Here is a 16,815-nt window from a genome sequence, read left to right on the forward strand (position 1 = left end):
TTTGAGGGTGGCAGATCGACATGCGCCGAGGCTTGGAGCGCACGGTTTTTCACGGCGACAAGGTGGGCAATTAGTATCATTGCCAAATGAACAGGCCGATGATCAGCGCAGTCTGGAATGCGCTAATGGCATAAAGCCTCCAGGGCTGCGGATTGAGCTGCTCGCGGGCTCGTGCGAGAAACTCTGTGGTCCAGACGCGCATTTCCGTTTCGATGAATTTTTGGAATGAATCACGCGTGTACTTGAATTCCCCGTGCGCCGACGCAAAGTGGGCGGCAAGTTGGCTGACGTCGCGCCCCAGCCGCTCAATTTTTGCAATCCGCATGTCGAGTTGTCCGGCGCTCTGACTGGCGGCGGTAGAAATTTGAGCTACCAGTCGACCCGCCAATTCTTCAGCGTCCTGCATACTCGTCCGCCGCTGCGTTTCCGCGACTGCAATTACCTCTCCCGTGTATTGGGTAGCCCTCAGCAAATCGTTCACGAGGTTGCTCCCGACCTTCAATATGCCTGTCAACAGCCAGACGAGATTGTCCTTTTCAAGGTTGTGTTCTTCGGCGAAGCGCAGGATCAGTTCGACGTCGCCGCTGCCGTACAAATATTTCTCGAGCAGCTCTCGCGCCGAGGTAGAAGACAGAGTTTGCAGATCGATATGGGGCTTTTTCATCAGAAAGGCCTCCATTCGATGCCTTCGAGACCCAGCAGGTCTTCGATCTTCTGGAACTCGCGAACCCATTTGTTAAGCCATGAGGCCATGTTGAGCCGGTCATATTGTTCATAATCGCCACCGACATGAGTCGCGGACTGGGCAAATGTGAGGCTCAGCGCCTCCGCCAGCGCGAACGGCCGCATGGGGGCGGGTGGCATGTCGATGACCTGACCGCCCGCTTCTTCGAACTTGCGACGGACGTTACCGCCGACCGTGCGGCCATAAAAATTAGTGAGAGGTTCGGACGACCAGAGCCGATAGTCGTCATCCCGCACTCCCGCCATATAGCGAGCCCCGACATAAGACACCTCGCCGAAGGTATCGATGGCCTTGCCCACGCCGCGGATAGCAGCAACGGTTGGTCCAAAGGGGACAAGAACGATCGGCTCGCGATCATTGTCGCGAATATGATCGACAAGATCGCGGGCCGTCAGCGATTCAGACAGGGATCCGAAGCGATCGAGCGACCCTGACGGCGTATCGATGATTACAAATTCAGCATCTGATTCTATCGCGTGAAAGATTGGGCGGGCGCCGTCGCGATCGAACAGATCAGCCTTGATAATCCCCTTATAGGGATCCTGCTCAGCGAGCAGTTTGCCAGAATCATCGCGCTCGCCCAAACGCTGAGTCAGAGAGCCATTGGCCTTGTCGGCGTCGACGATCTGGACACGGAAATGACCTTCGCCAGTGGCCCGCAAAACGGTCGCGAGCGCGGTCTCCGTCGTGCTGAGGCCTGCGCCCCCCTTATCTTTGGCGCCGATGACTGCAATGCGGCGTCTTATGTCTCTGGTCGTCATTCGCATTTCTCCTTCGTTTCGGATCAGATTTCTTCTCGAAGCCCGATGCGCGAGGCAAACGGAGGCCATCTTCCTTGGTCTAGGGTCTTCATGAAGCCTGGGGCGGTAAAGGAGCGGCCACGGTCTCGGCGGCCGTTGGCACGGCGGTCTCGGGCGGCTTGCTTGATTGCTCGGCGCCGGACTGCGCTGCAGTCGCATGAGCACCAGATTCGGCACTCGACGCCGCTATCTGGTCCACGTCTGCGAAAAGCTTTCCGGCATTCGCGTGCCAAATTCTCTCGATAGGAGTCGTTGGGTTGTATCCGCCCTTGTGCTTGCAGCAGAAGATCGCGGGGCTGCGTGCTATTTCTTTGGTCGCCATTTAATTTTTCCTTCGTTTGGGATCAGATTTCTTCATCGAGATCGATGCCCGGCTTGAACGGGGTCTCAATCGTCTTGGTCTCGCGCGCTGATGAAGTTTGGGACCGCGTCAGGATGGCTTCATCCTGGGCAGACGGTGGTTCGACGATCTCGGGCGGTTTATCTGGCGGCGCGGGATCGGACGGGGCTGCCGCGGCATGCGGATCCATTTCGTCACTCGACTCCGCGATCTGGTCCATCTCCATGGATGGTTCTTCCGGATTTTCGCGGCGCAGGCGGCTGAGGTACACCCGCAAAGTCTCTGCCGAGATTGCAACGCCAAGCTCATGCAGGAATTCGACGATTTGCGCGTCGGTCCAGCCATTGGCACGGCGAGTAAGGATTAACGGCGCTGCCGTTCGAATGACGCCCATAAGGGGGACGCGCCGCTGAGGAGGATCTTGGACGTCTGCCTCGCGCTGAGCATTGACCACAGTCTCGATGGCCGCGGCATCAAACAATGGACGCTTGCCTTGAGGTAACCTCGTTCGTCCTTCGGATAGCGCTGCGCTTGCGAGCTTTGGTGGGGGCGATGATGTGTTCATCCCAGCATTTTAGTCTGGAGGCATTGACTAAAATGCAAAATGTCACATATTTTTATTCAGGATTAATCTGCGGTCTCATCGGCATGCGGAATTTTAGAGAAAGTTATACTCAATGCGACTGTTCGAACCCGAGGCTGAATTACGAAAGGCCCGGAAAGCGTGCAATTTGACACAGGCTAAGCTCGCACGACGGACTGGCTACAGCCGGGAGACAATCTCGAGGATCGAAAGTGGCCAACGCAAAATGTCACGCGCATTTCGCGATATTCTTTTGCGTGAGGAGGTGTTGGGCAAACATTTGCCTCAAGAAGCCGGTCTAGGCGACGCGCCGGCGGGATGGCGCAATTATCGCTGCTATCTTGCGCGCTGGATCGGAAAACGTTCAATGGCCGATGTTGCACAGGCGGTCGGGATCAGCATCAGCTCGGTGAGGAAGTTCGAACGCGCCGAGGCGACGCCCCGGGGCATCGTGGGAACCCGGCACTCTGCCAACTATTGGGACGTTAGCGAGTCCTATGCCAAGGCGCTCGGTTTCGATGGCGTCGAAGATGCCGAAGCCTATTTGGACGCGAAAGATATCACCCCTTGGCTAAGGCGCATCGCCCGAAAACGCGGCACTGAAGATCGCCTTAAAGCCGCTCGCATGCCGGCGCCTGACTACTGACGTGGCGACGTCGATGGGTTGATCAAACCTAGCGCCAGCAATCTTAGGCCATCGCTGACGATCCGGAGCCTCCTGCCGGGCCATTGCACTGCCTTGTTATGTTATGTCATGTTCGGACATGACGCCCAAGATCACGTTGTGTTCCAGCCTATTAGGTGCGGCTGCGCTATGAGGCGCAATGAAATACCGGTCCATTTTTTTGACACAGGATGGGGCTTCACCTGAGAGGTGAAGCCGACGCCACGGCTGCTCGGCGCTTCGCTTCTTGCAGCCATGGCGAATTCGGCCACGTTAGTAGTAGTCCCACGCTGTAGGTGATTGTTACGGAAGATTAGATTGGCGGCGCCGCGCAGCGCCACCATTTCCCAGTGATGGTCATTGTCGAAAAACCGGCGAAAGAAAAGGGCGGCGCGGGATCCCACCATGCGCGGTCGCTCGCCCGCTATATGGAAACTGCCAAGCGTAATGGTCAGGCTCACGAATTTGGTCTGGATCTTGCCCATTATTTGTTGGCTGACAAGTCGCCCGACGCACCGCAGGAAGAACGCGTCATCGACCTTGGAGGCCTGAGCCAAGGGCAAAACATGGATTGGGCCTCCGCTCGCGATGAAATGGAACGTCGCCTCGCGCTGCGCTCTTCGCGGTCGAAGAAGCCGGCGCGACATGTGATCGCGTCGGTGCACGGCGATGAGAAAATTGATGGCAATTCCTGCAGCCGGATAGCGATGGTGTTGGCCGAAGAACTTGGTTGCACAGATGCGCTGATCTTGTGGACACTGCACGGCGACACCGACAATCTGCATCCGCATTTTTTGATCGTGACCCTTGACGAGAAAGGCGGCGCCACCCCCTTTGGTCCTTCGGGTTTGTCGCATGAAGCAATGCAGCGAGCGTGTGCCCGTCTGGAATATGAGCTTGGACTGAGACCGGAACCAGGGGCTCGCTACGTAGCCGATGCCCAAATGGTTCGCCGCGTTGAGCCGGTTGTGACCAAGCCCGATAAGGCGAAGCAGCCCTCGCCATCACTCAAAACCCTGCAATGGGAGGAAGAAAGCGGCGTCGAGTCTTTTACGCGTTTTTCCCAAAAGCAACTCGCACCACTTCTGCATTCCGCCCGGAACTGGAGTGAGGCCCAGACGGCACTGGCCGAGCACGGCGTGATGGCGGTGCAGACAGGATCAGGCGGCGAGCTACGAAGCGCAGACGGCGTTCATCGCGTCAAGATGTCGGTCGTGGACCGAAAGCTGAGCATGCCGCGGCTAATCAAGAAATGGGGACCCTGGACGACGCCCGAACCGCCTGAGCATCAGTTCATTCCACGCATCATCGACCAGGAAAGGGCGGGAGCCTGGGCGACACGCGACCGGCATCGGACTGCCGCATGCGCTGTTATCCAAGAACGCATCGCTCGGTTAATGGCGGAAAAATTAGCCGCGGTGACGATGCTGGAAGCCGAGCGTCGAATCTGCCGCGCCGAGGTTGCAGCGCTTGCGCCCGACCCTGCGGTCATCGGGGTTGGTGCGCTTCAGTCAGCGGTCTCATCGATGTTCAAATCCCGGATCGCCGACGTTCGGGTGCAATATGATGCCCGGATCGCTGCGCTCCGCCAATTGCGGGCTCAAATCGACGAATTCCCGGATCCTGCGGCGGTCGATCTCCCATCTCTCGAGGGAAGCGATGCGTCGTTTGATCTGCCATGGTCGCCGATTCAGCCGGGCCCGCGCGAATTGCACGGCTATCGGTCCGTCGAAGTGGGCGATGCGACCCAATATTGGTCCATCGAAGAAGGCATTCGGCAGCCTGCATTCGTCGAACGCGGCAACCGCATCTGGCTACAAAATACTTCCGACGCGACCCTTCGGGCTGCGCTGTTGGTAGCAATGAATCGTCATGGAGATGTCGCAGCGTTTGGCGGCAAGGACTTTATTCGCCAAGCTCAACGGCTCGGCGCAGAACTCGGGATAGCCGTTCAAGCCCGTCCGATCTTGCAGCCAGAAACGGTGCGCATGCGTTCGCGGCGTGCTGAGCGCTGGTACGCGGCTATCGACGCTGCTGCAGGCCGCAGTCAAAATGTCGCATCCCATACTGCGGACCCAAGCACCGAGGCCGACAGGGCGGGCGGTATCGACCGTGATGTGACAGCATTCCCGGTCAATGCTTCGGAAGGATATCGGCTGCCTATGCGCCTGCGTCGCCGGGTCCGGGCTGTCGTCGCACAGCGGCTGGCCCGCTGGGACTGGGATCCCGGAGAATACCGCGAACGTGACACAAGCGTCGCCCGCGCGGGTCCGCATAAATACACTGATGCCGATCGCCGGTCGGGGCCAATCAGGCCAGATGAGCCGAGAAACACGATGCAACAGGCCCGAAGCCGGCCACCCGCTGATTGGTCGCGATGACCGAATTTACTGTTCACCAAGGAGAATTGCAGTGCCGACCAACGATGTTTTCCAGCCGAGCCAGTTCCAAACCCTGCGGCGAGATGACGACCATATCAGCCCAGTACTCAGCCATCCGGCATCCGGGGTGACGTTGACGCCCGATCCCGCTTGCACCTCGTGCCGGGCTGCGATGTGGCTATTCGACACCGACATCCGCTGCTTCTGCAAAGTGCTCAAGGAATATACGTGGGGACGAGGGCGTGATCCGGTCATCGCCTGTGACGAGCGCGAAGCCTTGGCCGAAGTCGCTGAAGAAGCAAGCCGCGGATCGGATTGATCCGCAGAGTACGTTTCGTCGACACCACAGGCGCAACGTCGTTCTTCTGCTCATGTACCAGTCTATGGGGAAGAGACTAATCGGCAGCCGCCGCCGCCGATCACCGGCTCCCAGAAATACTTGCCACCCATAAATGACGACCACCCCTGCGGCGCAGCCGCAGACCGACCTCGCATGTTCGCCAAATGGAAAAGCGGGACGCGCCTTCGCGCCCGCTGAACAATGGAGACGCTGACGCGGGAAGCGAGGAACAGGGTGAAAGGAAAAGAGGCAGGAGTTCTGTCTCGGATCCCTGATCCTCCGAAAGGAGAATATCGTGAACGAGTATCAACTTCCCAAATGCCTGCAGGTGATCGGTCTGGCGTGCATTCCCGTCAACGACATACCAGACGAGCATCCGGCGCTGGCACGCAGGCCGGTTGCGGCGGCGGTCCTGACGATGGTCGATCAAGATGATGGTCATCGCTGGATCAACACGATCTGCGTCTCCGACGCGCGCAAGTCGGAAATCCCATTGCCGCACTTGCTCGACAAGACGCTGTTGCCGGCCGCAGTCCAGATCGTGTCCACGGCCGATCGCATGACGTTGGCGATGGACGCGATGAGCCGGCGCTTCTTCGTTGAGCCGGCGCTTGCCGATCTCTGCTTTGGCGAGACGGCTATCGATCCCGCCGCAATGGGTAACCATGGGTTCGATGAGCGAACAGCGTGCCGTCGCTTCTCGATCCCGATGCCCGAGATCGGCGATGCGGACATCGAGCTGGCCTGGTCGCGCTCCGCGCCGGCGGCAGCCGAAGACCATGCGCTTCGCATAGCGACGGCACGCCTGATGCTGTGGGCGCATGTCGAAGCGTTCCGCAGCGCGCGGCCGGAACCCTTCTTCGAGACCATGCTGGCGCTTCGCGACTGGATCGATGCCAGCGAGTATCTGACAGCCGCGCTCGCCGATATCGGGAACTCACGCCCAATTCGCCGCGCAGACTCGTTCGCGCACCATTATCGCGACTATCGACAACGCCTCGCTGCGGGCGACGAAACCGCGAGATGGGTCAGCTTCGAGGACGGCCTGTTCCACGCCTGAGCGCGCCTAACGCGTAAACTCACTATCGATGAAAAAATGGCCTCGCTGCTCGGGTCGCTCGAGCAGCGAGGCCTGCGAGCGTGCATATGCACAACGCTTCGCATGCGATGGGCCGCTGTCACGGCCGACGGCGGGCCACTAACGACCACTCTTAAATATCCGGTAAATCAACGCCCGGCAGCCGCTGCGGTGCCGCTTCGCCGTTTCTCCATCACACACAAACTCAGCAAGGGGACCGCAGCGATGCGGCCCCTTTTTATTCGTAGAAAGAAGTACCAAATGACGACCATCCACAACATCCGCCCGTTCAACACCCGCTATGTGATCCGGGACCGGTCAAGCCGCTATACGCCCGAACTCTTGCGCACCCACCGCACGGCGCAGGCGAGCTACGCTTACATCAACCGCCAGAACAGCGTCGATGAATGGGGTCCGACGCCGAACTGGGCGTCGCGCTCTGACCTTGCGGCGGCGGGCCGATGTGCTCCTGCCCGCGCCGCCGGACCCAAACTGGGGGGAATCGCGCTGTGGGCACAAGCGGACGAGAATGCGGCCCGGTATAGGCCCGACGAGCCGACCATTGCACATTGCGTCGGCAGCCTGCCGCGTCATGAGGATCTCGCCTTCTGGCGCAATCTGATCGAAGGCTTTGCCGAGGATTTTCTTGTGGCCCGCGGCATGGTGGTCGACTGGGCGATTCATCATCAGGCGGAAAGCGACGATCAACCCGAAATCGCGCCGCACGCGCATCTCCTCATCACCTTGCGAGGATATGACCCCGAGCACCGCGATTACGGCAAGGTCCGGCAGAACTGGCTGCGGACGGACAATTCTCGCAAGCGCCTCGCGGAGCGTTGGTGGGATCGGACCGGGATCGTCCCGCCCGAATATGTCATGGCAGCGACAACGCAAAAATCCCGCTGAGATCGTGTCGGCACCGAGCACCGGTAACGCCCGGTGCCGGACGTTCTGAATATCAATTTGCTGTTTCTGGCACCTTGGAAGGATCGGGCAGCCATGCCTACAGGCCGGAATGGGGAGAGGAATTGAGCGGAGAGGATGATCTGAAGATCAGAGGAGAAAAGAAATGTTTATCGTCGGACCAATTGCCGTGGTCGTTGCCGTGTGTGCCACCGTCATTTTTATGCGCGAAATGCCGCGCCTGTTTGCATTGCTCATCGTCCGGATCGCCGACCGGCTGTCGGCAGCTAGGCACACTCAGATAGTGGAAGCGCTTAACGGCCGCAAAGTGCCAGCGACTTGGACGGCGGCGTCGGAAGATCGCAAGTTGTTGCACGCCGCCATGCGCTCTACGATGCGTGTGACGACGTTTCGCTCGCTCTATCCTCTGAACCGCTGAAATCGGCTGTTAGGCCCATTTTGACTGCGACAATTTACCAGAATGATTTGCATGCGGTTCGCCTCGCCCGCAAAACACGGCATTCTCTAATTTCGAACCGTGTGACTCGAGGAGCCAATGTCTCCAAGGAAGCGGAGATCTCAGATGATGGCTTTTCGGGGAAATGCTTACCTCCCGGTCAATTGGCGATAGAGCGACACGATCTCCGACTTTGACAAGCTCGGATTGCCCGCCACGTTGAGCGCGACCCTGGTAAAGTTGAGCCGTTTCATTATTGGCTCCACCTCGCCTCGAATGAAATAGTGGGAAGACGGACTCCGCGTGAAGTCTCGGTGCACGCGGCCTGCTCGCGCACCGACGCGCTGTATCGCGAAGTCGGCTCGATCTGGCGTCGTAAAGCTAAAATCCCGGTGATGGATTGCGACATGTTGCAACTCTCGCAGCTCATCGCGACGCTCCCAGATCTGGAATATAGCCGGTACGTCGTACGGCTTGGACCTGAATAGGAACGCGTCACGCTGCACAGTCTCCTCGTGGATTAGATGGAAGTTACGATCGAGGCGATTTTCTATGGAAGCCTTCCGAAAGGTTCGCGGCAGTATCAGTGCGATGACACTCGCCTGCCATGCAGCATGGTTGAAGAAGCGTACTGCCATACTGGCACTCCGGCCGAACGGCGGATTGCCGACCACAGCCACCTCTCGTTCGCTGCGGATTTCAACAGATAGGAAATCAGCTGTAACTATGCCAGGGAACTTTGGATCAACATCAAACGCCAAGCTCCCTTGGGGCATCAGCATGAAAAACGATCCCGTACCGGCGCTCGGCTCGACTAGCTGGTATCGCTCTGGATCGCATAATTTCCGGAAAGATCGATAGAGTTTTTGTGCTACGTGTTGACGTGTGTAATACTGGTCAAGCAGTACATCACTCGCTTCCATAAAATTTTTCATTTTTACACCTTCGAGACAAAATTCAATCTCGTCGGGCATTTGTATTTTGCCGACCCTAGGTTTTAGGATGGCCGGCAGGTTCTCCCAAGCTGATGAGTGATTTTTTTTCAGATATTCTATTTTTTGGCTATAGAAGACATAATATATATGGGCGTCATATTGCATTTAAGGTCGGCAGAAGGCCGGATTTGCGCGGGGGACATCGCGGCGGGGGTGCGTAGGCGAATGGATGCGCTTGCCTTTCGGGACAAGCAACAAGGCGCCGCTGATCTCGGTACAATCGCCCGTTAAGCCACTTGCTGTTCAGGAGCCGGGCTAGCGGATGCGGGTCGAGCAAGTTCCTTCTGGGACGCTTCCGCTACGCGCCTCATATCGGACGTTCGAAAGAGCGTCGGAACAGGTTGAAAGGGCAGCCCTTCAAGTGATCGCAATGTCCGCAACCGCCAGCGCACTCTGCTGTCGAACGCGACGCGGGCCCATATGTCGGAGTTCGGGATCGTGGCGCCGGTGGCGCGCATTGGGCTCGCGCGCCTGCTGGCGATAGTCGCCGAAAAAGATGACGAGAGGATTCCGCGCGATGGCATCTGCCTGGAGATGCTCGGAGCGCAGCTTACGGTCGTGAAGGAGCAGATCCTCGAGAACGACCGACTTATCCGAGCGAGTGCGCGCGATACAGAAGTCGGGCAGCGGCTGATGGAGATCCCAGGCGTAGGCCCGCTGCTTGCGCGCGCCTTCGTCGCCAGCGTCGCTGATCCGCAGGTATTCAAGACATGCCGTGACCTTGCTGCATGGATCGGCCTCGTGCCACGACAGAACTCCAGCGGCGGGAAGGAGCGGCTCGGCGGCATATCGCGTGCGGGCAACCAGTATCTGCGCCAGATGGTCGTTGTTGGGGCGATGGCGGTAATCCGTCACGCAGAACGACGCGGTACCAAGCGGGTCTGGCTTATCGAGCTGATGAAGAGGCGTGCCACGAAGGTCGCGGCCGTCGCGCTCGCGAACAAGACCGCGCGCATGGTCTGGACAATGATGACGAGCGGCGAGCACTACCGCGAACCGCAGGTCGCGCACGCATAGGAGATCAGGCGCCGGGCAAGGCGTCGCCGAGGTTGGGAAGGGCAGACAGGAGCTGATGCACAAAGCCGGTTGAAATCGCCGGATCTGGAAAACCCATTTTGGCCGGTGCACTCCGAGTGCGAGCAATTGGTCGGGGCCCGATCCGCGCGAAAGTCATCATGGCCAGCGGCGCATGACAAGGCCGCATCATAGGCCGACACATGGCTGCACCAACCAGCAACTGCATCATCCAGAAACCGCTTGCCAACGGAGGGCCGTCCACACACGGCCATCTCATGCCTTGGAAATTCCAGCCAAATTCTGATCAATGTGTGGCACTGTTAAGATGTTATGAAAAACGGCGACCCCCGCACTTTCGACGTGGCGCTCGCCGAGCATAAGCTCGCCTTCGACGCTTGATGGAACCGCCCGAGGATCCTTTGCATAATTGAAAGCGAAAATATGGTCGCCCGCCTGCCGAAGACGCAGCCCTTCTGGTAAATCGTGGGTGGTTAAGTCGGTGTTGCTGATGGCGCGAACAAGAAGCTCGTGCACGAGATTCTGAGTCGGCCAAGCGCCAAGATAGCGGATACCGCCCGCGCGCCAGCTGGCAATCGTGCCATCCCCAGCGATCAGCTCGGGCTCGGCGTCGGTTTCCAAATGTTCCAACCATTGCGTGATTTGCCAGTCGTCGCCGCAATGCTCCAATCCGGGGCGTAGGCTCTCGACCCGCGCGACCTTGCCCGGGAACAATGGGCCGGGCGGCAGTCCATTGGGAATGGCGAAATCATTATCACGACTGCCCGAACGAGGCCCGATCACGACCTGACCCTTGAATTGCTCCAGATTACGCAGCAGTATCTCAGGCACGATCGGCAAACACGGGACGACACACAGCGCATAGCCGTCGAGCGATGCGGAAGGATGGACGATATCAACGTTCAGCCCCATTCGGCGAAGCCCCGAGTAAAAGTTGAATGCTGCCCATAGCGCTGATAGGCCTGCGCCTTGCGGCTGGATGCTCGTCACCCAATCGGCATCATATGAAAATATCAGAGCAACTTGGCGGGGCGCCGAGCCCAACGGGCCGAGTTCACGAATCTCGTTCGCAACCTGCGCGACCTCGCCTAGCGCCGGCGCGGGTCCATCGTCGGGTCGAAGCAGGCCGGCGTGCAATTGTTCTTGCCCGAACGGCGCTTGTCGCCAGCGAAAATAGCTGACCAATTCAGCGCCATGGGCCATCGCTTCCAAGGTCCAAAGTCGGACCATCCCGGCCATGGGCGCTGGATTATGCCGCGCCCAGTTTACTGGTCCCGGCTGCTGCTCCAAGACCCACCACCGGCCATTCGCCGCACATCCGCGATACAGATCATGATGAAAAGCTGCGATGTCGGGGTGGCCCTGGCGTGCGTAAGCAAGCTTATCTGCATCCGAAAAGCGGAAAGACTCAAGAAAGCCGAGCGGGTAGCTGTCCCATCCGACCGCGTCGAGATCGGCCGCAACGTCATGATGGTCGAACTCGGTGAAGAAGCCCATGAAATTATGGACGACGTCGCGTTCCGGCGACAATTCGCGCAAGATATCGACCTGCGCCCGGTTGAACGTCGCCACTTCATCCGACGCAAAGCGGCGGAATGCCAGCCAATGAGCCGGGTTTGCCTCGGTGACCGTCAGATTGGGCAGGTCTATTTCGTCGAAAGCACGATACTCCATGCTCCAGAAGACATTGCCCCAAGCCAAATTGAGCGCGCCTATTTCGTTATAACGGGCTGCCAGCCAGCGCCGGAATCCGTCCCTTGCGGCGTCGGAAAAGCTCAGCACCGTGTCATGACAGCCATATTCATTGTCGGTCTGCCAAGCGACGATGGCGGGATGGCGACCGTATCGCTGCGCAACCGCGCGCGTGATACGCGCCGCCTCGGCGCGGTAGCCTGCATGGCTGAAACAATAGTGGCGCCGCGATCCGAATTTGCGGGGCCTTCCGTCGCGGTCTACCGCCAGCATATCGGGCATTCGATCGATCAGCCATTTGGGCGGCGTCGCCGTCGGTGTGCCGAGGATGACACCCAATCCCGCGTCGTGAAGCGTTTCGATGGCGCGATCGAGCCAAGCCCAGTCAAATCGTCCCGGTTCTGGCTCGATCCGCGACCAGGCGAATTCGCCGATGCGCACATGCGAAAGGCCGGTTTCGACCATTCGGCGCGCATCTTTCGCCCACTGTTCTTCCGGCCAGTGCTCGGGATAATAGCATACGCCGAGCCGCATGCGCTGGTGCGGACAAATCGCCGTTGGACTGCTGATTTTCAATTTTCTTGCTCTTCCGATGCCGACTGGCCAAAAGTCTATTGGCGAAACATCCAATTAAATCCGCGCACCGGCGTATTTCCGTGAACGGTTCGATCGAGGTACGTCGACGTGACTGATGCTCTTAAAAGACCGGCCAAAATATCGCGAAAACGCGTTCGTCTGGCGCCGCAAGAACGGCAGTCGCTTATCCTCGATCACACCGCAGAGATCGTCGCCCGCGACGGCGTTTCGACGCTGTCGATGGACAGCATCAGCCGGCAGGCGGGTATCAGCAAGTCGCTGGTCTATAATTATTTCCCCAACGTCACCGATCTTTTGCGGCAGTTGCTGCAACGCGAATGGCGGCGACTGCGTCGGCTGCAAGCCGAGGCTGCCGAAAAGGCGGAAACCTTTGAGGGGTTGGTACGAGCGGTGACGCATGTGTACCTCAAATATATCGATGAGCGCGGGCTCTTGATCGAGCGCCTGCAAGCTGAACCTTCCGTCTCCGCTATTCATGATCCGACCGAATTCGGCCGCGACAGCGCCGTCGATTATCTCGCCGACATTGTCGCCGACCATTTCGGTCTGCCGACCGACATCGCTAAGGCGGCGACCGATATCAGCTTTGGTTTGCCAGCGGCAGCGGGGGCGTATCTGTTGCAGCGGAAAATGAGCCGCAAGGAGCTGGAAGATCTGACGGTGACGATGATCCTTGGAACCTTGAACGAGCTCAAGCGCGATTACACGAGCCGGCGGCAGCCGATCCGGCGGCGCCGACCGCAGTTCTGATCCTGTCATGCGGCGGCCATAAGCAGTTCCGGTGTGTTCACTTGCGGCGTTTCGCCGCTCGCACGCGTGGGACGCAGACCAAATTCGGCCTGGATGGCCTCCAGCGGCTGATCTAGCCGATCTTCAAAGCGGATAAACTGAATGCTTCGCGCAGACCGGCCGTGGCCCCAGCCGTCGGTAATCGCATCCATGGCCGGCTTGATTAGATGGGGATCAACCAGTGCCATATGGCCGGTCACGACGGCAATCCACATCGCCGCATAAGGAAAATCCATTTGCGCGAGTTGAAAAGCCTGAAGCGCGAGTTCGCCCAGCGGCGTCGCTGGGTATCCCGTCAGTACGTGATGAAGATCATGCGTCTGAAACCCGCGTAAAACCTTGTAGGCTAGCGCATCAGGCATTCGGTCGATCTTTCCGCTGGTGCGCAGCTCATCGTGCCGTGCGCGATACCCCGCTGCCAACTGTTCGACCAGATCGTTCTCAACCATGAATGCGCGATACGCGTGACCGAGCGTGCCGGGCTGGCAGTCATCCAACGCCGCGAGGCGGAAGGCGGGCGCCAGCCATGCCTCCCGTGCCAAAGGTCCGTGCTCCGGATGATCCAGAATGGCGGCTTCATATTTGGCGATGGCGTCCGCCGGTGCGGTTTCCCACCATTCGTTGTAGAGCCAGTCGATGCCATGGCTGTAGAAATTGTCGATGCTTTTGAGAAATTTCTCACCAAAACCGCGCTCGATGGGGGTGATCATTAAGGGTCTCCTGAAATTGGGGCGTGCTATTTGGCGAGCGTTCCACCATCGACAGGCACCAGCGCGCCGGTCATGAAAGCTGCGGCATCGCTCACCAGAAAGGCCAGAACGTCGGCAATTTCTTCGGGCGTTCCATAGCGACCCATTGGCGTGCCCTGCGCCAGTTGCGGTCGCGCCGCTTCAGGGTCGCTCGGCGACAAGCGGCGTTCAAGCTGGAACATCATTTCGGTCGCGGTCGGGCTGGGGCAGAGGGCAAGCACCCTTACCCCGTCGGGCGCAAGGGCAATCGCGGCTGACTTCGTCATGCCGTTCACCGCGAACTTGCTGGCGGTATAGCCGAAGATGTTGCCGCTGCCGCCGAACCCCGACACCGAAGATGTATTGACGATCACCCCGCTGCGCTGCGTCTGCATGCAGCGCCCGACATATTTGATGCCAAGATACACGCCGCGAACATTGATCGCCATAATCCGGTCGAATTCATCTTCGGGATAATCGATGGCGTTGGCGATAGCGCCCGAAATGCCCGCGTTGTTGAAGAGGATATCGACCTTGTCGCCCAAGGTAAGGGCAAGATCGATCGCACCTTGCCAATCGGAGGTCTTGACGACGTCTCCGGAAAACGCTGCGACCCGGCCCGCAGATAAGGCAGCGGAATAGTCGGCGTCCGGACGGTCGAACGCAACGACACTTGCGCCCCCCGCGCAGAGCCTTTGGACCGCGGCAAGTCCAATGCCGCGCGCCGCACCGGTGACGATGGCAACACGGCCCGCCAGCGATTGTTCGATCATGATAGTTCAACCTTTTCGTCTGGAAGCAGGGGGTGCTGCGCTACAAATGCGGTGATGAGCTGCGCGCAGCGCGCGGGTGCATCGCGGTGCGGCACATGGCCGGCATCGGCGAGCCGTTCCAACCGAGCATCACGACACGCTTGGGCGGCGGCCTCGGCCATGGCTGGTACAAACACCGTGTCCTGATCGCCCCACAGAATCAAAGCGGGGGTCTCGATAAGAGGGGCTAGCACCGAAGCGGGCAAGGGGGCGCAGGCATCGACGGCAGGCACGTCAAAGGGCGCGGCGCGGTACCACGCCAGCATCGCCTGCCATACGCCTGACCCGGTCCACGCCTCGCGATAGGCCTCCAAATCGGCTTCGTCGATCTGACCGGCTTGCCGCGGCGCGCTCAAAAAACGATCGAGAAGGGCTTCGACATTAGCCTCTTTGAATACGGCGTCAGCCTCGGTGGACCGTAGGAAGCGAATATATTGGGACGCCAGACGCTGGTCTGCGTCATGCCATATCAGGTGCTGGAATACCGCCGGCGGAGCGGCGTTGAGTGCAATAAGTCCCGCGACACGCGCAGGATGGCGCTCCTCAACCGCGAAAGCCAGAACGCCGCCCCAATCATGGCCGCATATATAGGCGCGGGGGATGTCGAGCGCGTCCAGAAGCGCAACAACATCGCCGACCAGAAGATCGAGCCGGTAATCGGCGACGGATCCGGGGCGAGAGGTTCTACCATAGCCTCGCAGATCGGGTGCGATCAGACGAAATGTGGGCGCCATGCGATCGGCCAACGGGCGCCACGCCGCGGCATGGTCGGGAAAACCGTGGAGAAGCAGCATGGGTGGCCCGCTGCCCTGCTCTAGATAATGCATGTCGAGGCCGCCGACGGGAATGGTTCGGCTTTCTCGCTTTGCCAACGTGACACCGCGGGGCATATCCGTACCGGTCATGCCGCCGCGCCGGCGGCTACGCTTCGATAAGCAGTCCGGGCCGTATCGATGAGCTGACCATCGGGTTTCGCCAACATGGCGCCAACGGTCACCCCGGCACTTGGTCCCGGTTGAAGCAACTCAAAAATATTGCCGTCGGGGTCGCGGCCGAAAGCGACCCGCGCAACGCCGAACTTCATCGGGGCGCCGTGCATTTCGACACCCGCCGCCGCTAACCGCGCGTAGTCGGCGTCGATGTCATCACTCTCGAAGCAAAGGTGATTCCAGCCTATTTCGGCGGCATTCCGCCGTGCTACGGAGATTGTCGCGGGCTGCCGATATTGCCAGAACTCAAGCTCTGCATTGGCGAGACGGAGCCACGCTCCGTCGAATTGTACGTCCGCGATGCCGGCAACGATGTCGAATTTGCGGTCGGGACCGAAGCTGCCGCGCTGATGGACATCGATTCCTGTCAGCATTGCGTAAAATCCGCTGAGGCGTTCGATGTCGGGCGTCACCAGCGCGGTGTGAGCGAACCAGGACCGCGTTGCTGCCGGCGGTGCCCAAGGAGTTCCCTCCAATTCGAGCAAATTGCCCTCGGGATCGCGGATATAGGCGTAGCTGTTTCCCGTCCCCAAGCCTGCTGGCCGTGCGTGCGCGCTGGCACCGGAGGCGCACATTGCGTCGAAGAGGGCGTCGGATATGCCGGTTTGAAGGCAGATATGTCTTATGCCCGCTGTATAGACTTCGCGCTCGCCAAAATCGCCGTCCCATTCTGCCGAGAACTGAAAAATTTCGAGACAACCCAGCGCCCCTTGCAAAAATGCCCCGCGGGCACCGGCATTGGGCAATTGCAACATTGTGCGATTGGCGTCGCTGTCGGCAATTTCGAAGCGGTAAAGGAGCGTAAAGCTGCGCTCCCGGGTATAAAATGCGATCGCTGCGTCGAGATCACGGACCGACAGCCCGGTGTGGTGAATACCAGTGATCAT

The 16,815-nt window shown here is 59.3% G+C and carries 17 protein-coding genes and 1 pseudogene; 8 read left to right on the forward strand and 10 right to left on the reverse strand.

The window, feature by feature from the left end; all coding sequences use genetic code 11:
* Window positions 1-76: 76 nt before the first annotated feature.
* From EAO27_RS19855 to EAO27_RS19870, 4 genes are all read right to left on the reverse strand, one after another.
* Window positions 77-664 carry a hypothetical protein gene (locus EAO27_RS19855; RefSeq protein WP_242774287.1) on the reverse strand — a complete coding sequence of 196 codons (588 nt, stop codon included), beginning with the start codon at window positions 662-664 and terminating at the stop codon, window positions 77-79.
* Entirely contained in the window at window positions 664-1,506 is an 843-nt protein-coding gene (locus tag EAO27_RS19860) for a ParA family protein (protein ID WP_242774291.1), read from the reverse strand. Before EAO27_RS19860 ends, EAO27_RS19855 begins: the two co-directional genes overlap by 1 nt.
* A gap of 88 nt (window positions 1,507-1,594) precedes the next feature.
* A complete protein-coding gene (locus EAO27_RS19865; protein ID WP_242774294.1) occupies window positions 1,595-1,867 on the reverse strand; it encodes a hypothetical protein in 273 nt (90 codons plus the stop codon).
* A 22-nt stretch (window positions 1,868-1,889) separates the two neighbouring features.
* The gene (locus tag EAO27_RS19870) at window positions 1,890-2,366 is read right to left on the reverse strand and encodes a hypothetical protein (RefSeq protein ID WP_242774298.1); all 477 of its coding nucleotides are present in this window, start codon (window positions 2,364-2,366) and stop codon (window positions 1,890-1,892) included.
* A gap of 196 nt (window positions 2,367-2,562) precedes the next feature.
* On the opposite strand from EAO27_RS19870, the gene EAO27_RS19875 reads away from it, so the two are divergent.
* The 6 genes from EAO27_RS19875 (at window position 2,563) to EAO27_RS19900 (ending at window position 8,273) form a co-directional block, all read left to right on the forward strand.
* Window positions 2,563-3,114 carry a helix-turn-helix transcriptional regulator gene (locus tag EAO27_RS19875; RefSeq protein WP_278190110.1) on the forward strand — a complete coding sequence of 184 codons (552 nt, stop codon included), beginning with the start codon at window positions 2,563-2,565 and terminating at the stop codon, window positions 3,112-3,114.
* Window positions 3,115-3,485: 371 nt separating this feature from the next.
* Entirely contained in the window at window positions 3,486-5,513 is a 2,028-nt protein-coding gene (locus EAO27_RS19880; protein ID WP_242774311.1) for an LPD7 domain-containing protein, read from the forward strand.
* Window positions 5,514-5,544: 31 nt separating this feature from the next.
* Window positions 5,545-5,832, forward strand: coding sequence for a hypothetical protein (locus EAO27_RS19885; protein ID WP_242774314.1), 288 nt, complete (start codon window positions 5,545-5,547; stop codon window positions 5,830-5,832).
* A gap of 316 nt (window positions 5,833-6,148) precedes the next feature.
* The gene (locus EAO27_RS19890; protein ID WP_242774318.1) at window positions 6,149-6,913 is read left to right on the forward strand and encodes a hypothetical protein; all 765 of its coding nucleotides are present in this window, start codon (window positions 6,149-6,151) and stop codon (window positions 6,911-6,913) included.
* Between the two features lie 279 nt (window positions 6,914-7,192).
* The gene (locus EAO27_RS19895; protein ID WP_242774321.1) at window positions 7,193-7,837 is read left to right on the forward strand and encodes a MobA/MobL family protein; all 645 of its coding nucleotides are present in this window, start codon (window positions 7,193-7,195) and stop codon (window positions 7,835-7,837) included.
* A gap of 163 nt (window positions 7,838-8,000) precedes the next feature.
* Entirely contained in the window at window positions 8,001-8,273 is a 273-nt protein-coding gene (locus EAO27_RS19900) for a hypothetical protein (protein WP_242774324.1), read from the forward strand.
* A gap of 167 nt (window positions 8,274-8,440) precedes the next feature.
* Here the strand turns inward: EAO27_RS19900 and EAO27_RS19905 are convergent, their stop codons facing one another.
* Window positions 8,441-9,391: an SAM-dependent methyltransferase gene (locus EAO27_RS19905; RefSeq protein ID WP_242774327.1), complete on the reverse strand. Its 951-nt coding sequence runs from the start codon at window positions 9,389-9,391 to the stop codon at window positions 8,441-8,443.
* Between the two features lie 282 nt (window positions 9,392-9,673).
* Here EAO27_RS19905 and EAO27_RS19910 point away from each other — a divergent pair.
* A pseudogene (locus EAO27_RS19910) lies at window positions 9,674-10,303 on the forward strand (IS110 family transposase); the annotation flags it as partial.
* Between the two features lie 273 nt (window positions 10,304-10,576).
* Here the strand turns inward: EAO27_RS19910 and EAO27_RS19915 are convergent.
* Window positions 10,577-12,589 (reverse strand): beta-galactosidase, encoded by a 2,013-nt coding sequence (locus EAO27_RS19915; protein WP_242774334.1) that lies wholly within the window; start codon window positions 12,587-12,589, stop codon window positions 10,577-10,579.
* Between the two features lie 108 nt (window positions 12,590-12,697).
* Here EAO27_RS19915 and EAO27_RS19920 point away from each other — a divergent pair, with 108 nt between their 5' ends.
* Window positions 12,698-13,360 carry a TetR/AcrR family transcriptional regulator gene (locus EAO27_RS19920; protein WP_242774337.1) on the forward strand — a complete coding sequence of 221 codons (663 nt, stop codon included), beginning with the start codon at window positions 12,698-12,700 and terminating at the stop codon, window positions 13,358-13,360.
* Window positions 13,361-13,365: 5 nt separating this feature from the next.
* Here EAO27_RS19920 and EAO27_RS19925 read toward each other — a convergent pair whose 3' ends face one another.
* Genes EAO27_RS19925 through EAO27_RS19940 form a run of 4 tightly spaced genes read right to left on the reverse strand, consistent with a single transcriptional unit; the run spans window position 13,366 to window position 16,815 of the window.
* Entirely contained in the window at window positions 13,366-14,109 is a 744-nt protein-coding gene (locus EAO27_RS19925; RefSeq protein WP_242774340.1) for a Coq4 family protein, read from the reverse strand.
* Between the two features lie 26 nt (window positions 14,110-14,135).
* A complete protein-coding gene (locus EAO27_RS19930; RefSeq protein ID WP_242774343.1) occupies window positions 14,136-14,900 on the reverse strand; it encodes a glucose 1-dehydrogenase in 765 nt (254 codons plus the stop codon).
* On the reverse strand, window positions 14,897-15,844 hold the full coding sequence (locus EAO27_RS19935) for an alpha/beta hydrolase (RefSeq protein WP_242774347.1): 948 nt from the start codon (window positions 15,842-15,844) through the stop codon (window positions 14,897-14,899). Before EAO27_RS19935 ends, EAO27_RS19930 begins: the two co-directional genes overlap by 4 nt.
* Window positions 15,841-16,815 (reverse strand): VOC family protein, encoded by a 975-nt coding sequence (locus tag EAO27_RS19940; protein ID WP_242774358.1) that lies wholly within the window; start codon window positions 16,813-16,815, stop codon window positions 15,841-15,843. The genes EAO27_RS19935 and EAO27_RS19940 overlap by 4 nt, the downstream gene beginning before the upstream one ends.

The organism is Sphingopyxis sp. YF1 (assembly GCF_022701295.1).
In the GTDB taxonomy this organism is placed as follows: Bacteria; Pseudomonadota; Alphaproteobacteria; order Sphingomonadales; family Sphingomonadaceae; genus Sphingopyxis.

What these genes read in the sequence shown, in the direction of transcription:
- EAO27_RS19930 (WP_242774343.1), bottom strand. Translation starts at nt 14,900, where the DNA reads ATGATCGAACAATCGCTGGCGGGCCGTGTTGCCATCGTCACCGGTGCG.
- EAO27_RS19925 (WP_242774340.1), bottom strand. Translation starts at nt 14,109, where the DNA reads ATGATCACCCCCATCGAGCGCGGTTTTGGTGAGAAATTTCTCAAAAGC.
- EAO27_RS19880 (WP_242774311.1), top strand. Translation starts at nt 3,486, where the DNA reads ATGGTCATTGTCGAAAAACCGGCGAAAGAAAAGGGCGGCGCGGGATCC.
- EAO27_RS19875 (WP_278190110.1), top strand. Translation starts at nt 2,563, where the DNA reads ATGCGACTGTTCGAACCCGAGGCTGAATTACGAAAGGCCCGGAAAGCG.
- EAO27_RS19860 (WP_242774291.1), bottom strand. Translation starts at nt 1,506, where the DNA reads ATGACGACCAGAGACATAAGACGCCGCATTGCAGTCATCGGCGCCAAA.
- EAO27_RS19895 (WP_242774321.1), top strand. Translation starts at nt 7,193, where the DNA reads ATGACGACCATCCACAACATCCGCCCGTTCAACACCCGCTATGTGATC.
- EAO27_RS19855 (WP_242774287.1), bottom strand. Translation starts at nt 664, where the DNA reads ATGAAAAAGCCCCATATCGATCTGCAAACTCTGTCTTCTACCTCGGCG.
- EAO27_RS19935 (WP_242774347.1), bottom strand. Translation starts at nt 15,844, where the DNA reads ATGACCGGTACGGATATGCCCCGCGGTGTCACGTTGGCAAAGCGAGAA.
- EAO27_RS19905 (WP_242774327.1), bottom strand. Translation starts at nt 9,391, where the DNA reads ATGCAATATGACGCCCATATATATTATGTCTTCTATAGCCAAAAAATA.
- EAO27_RS19865 (WP_242774294.1), bottom strand. Translation starts at nt 1,867, where the DNA reads ATGGCGACCAAAGAAATAGCACGCAGCCCCGCGATCTTCTGCTGCAAG.
- EAO27_RS19940 (WP_242774358.1), bottom strand. Translation starts at nt 16,815, where the DNA reads ATGATCACTGGTATTCACCACACCGGGCTGTCGGTCCGTGATCTCGAC.
- EAO27_RS19900 (WP_242774324.1), top strand. Translation starts at nt 8,001, where the DNA reads ATGTTTATCGTCGGACCAATTGCCGTGGTCGTTGCCGTGTGTGCCACC.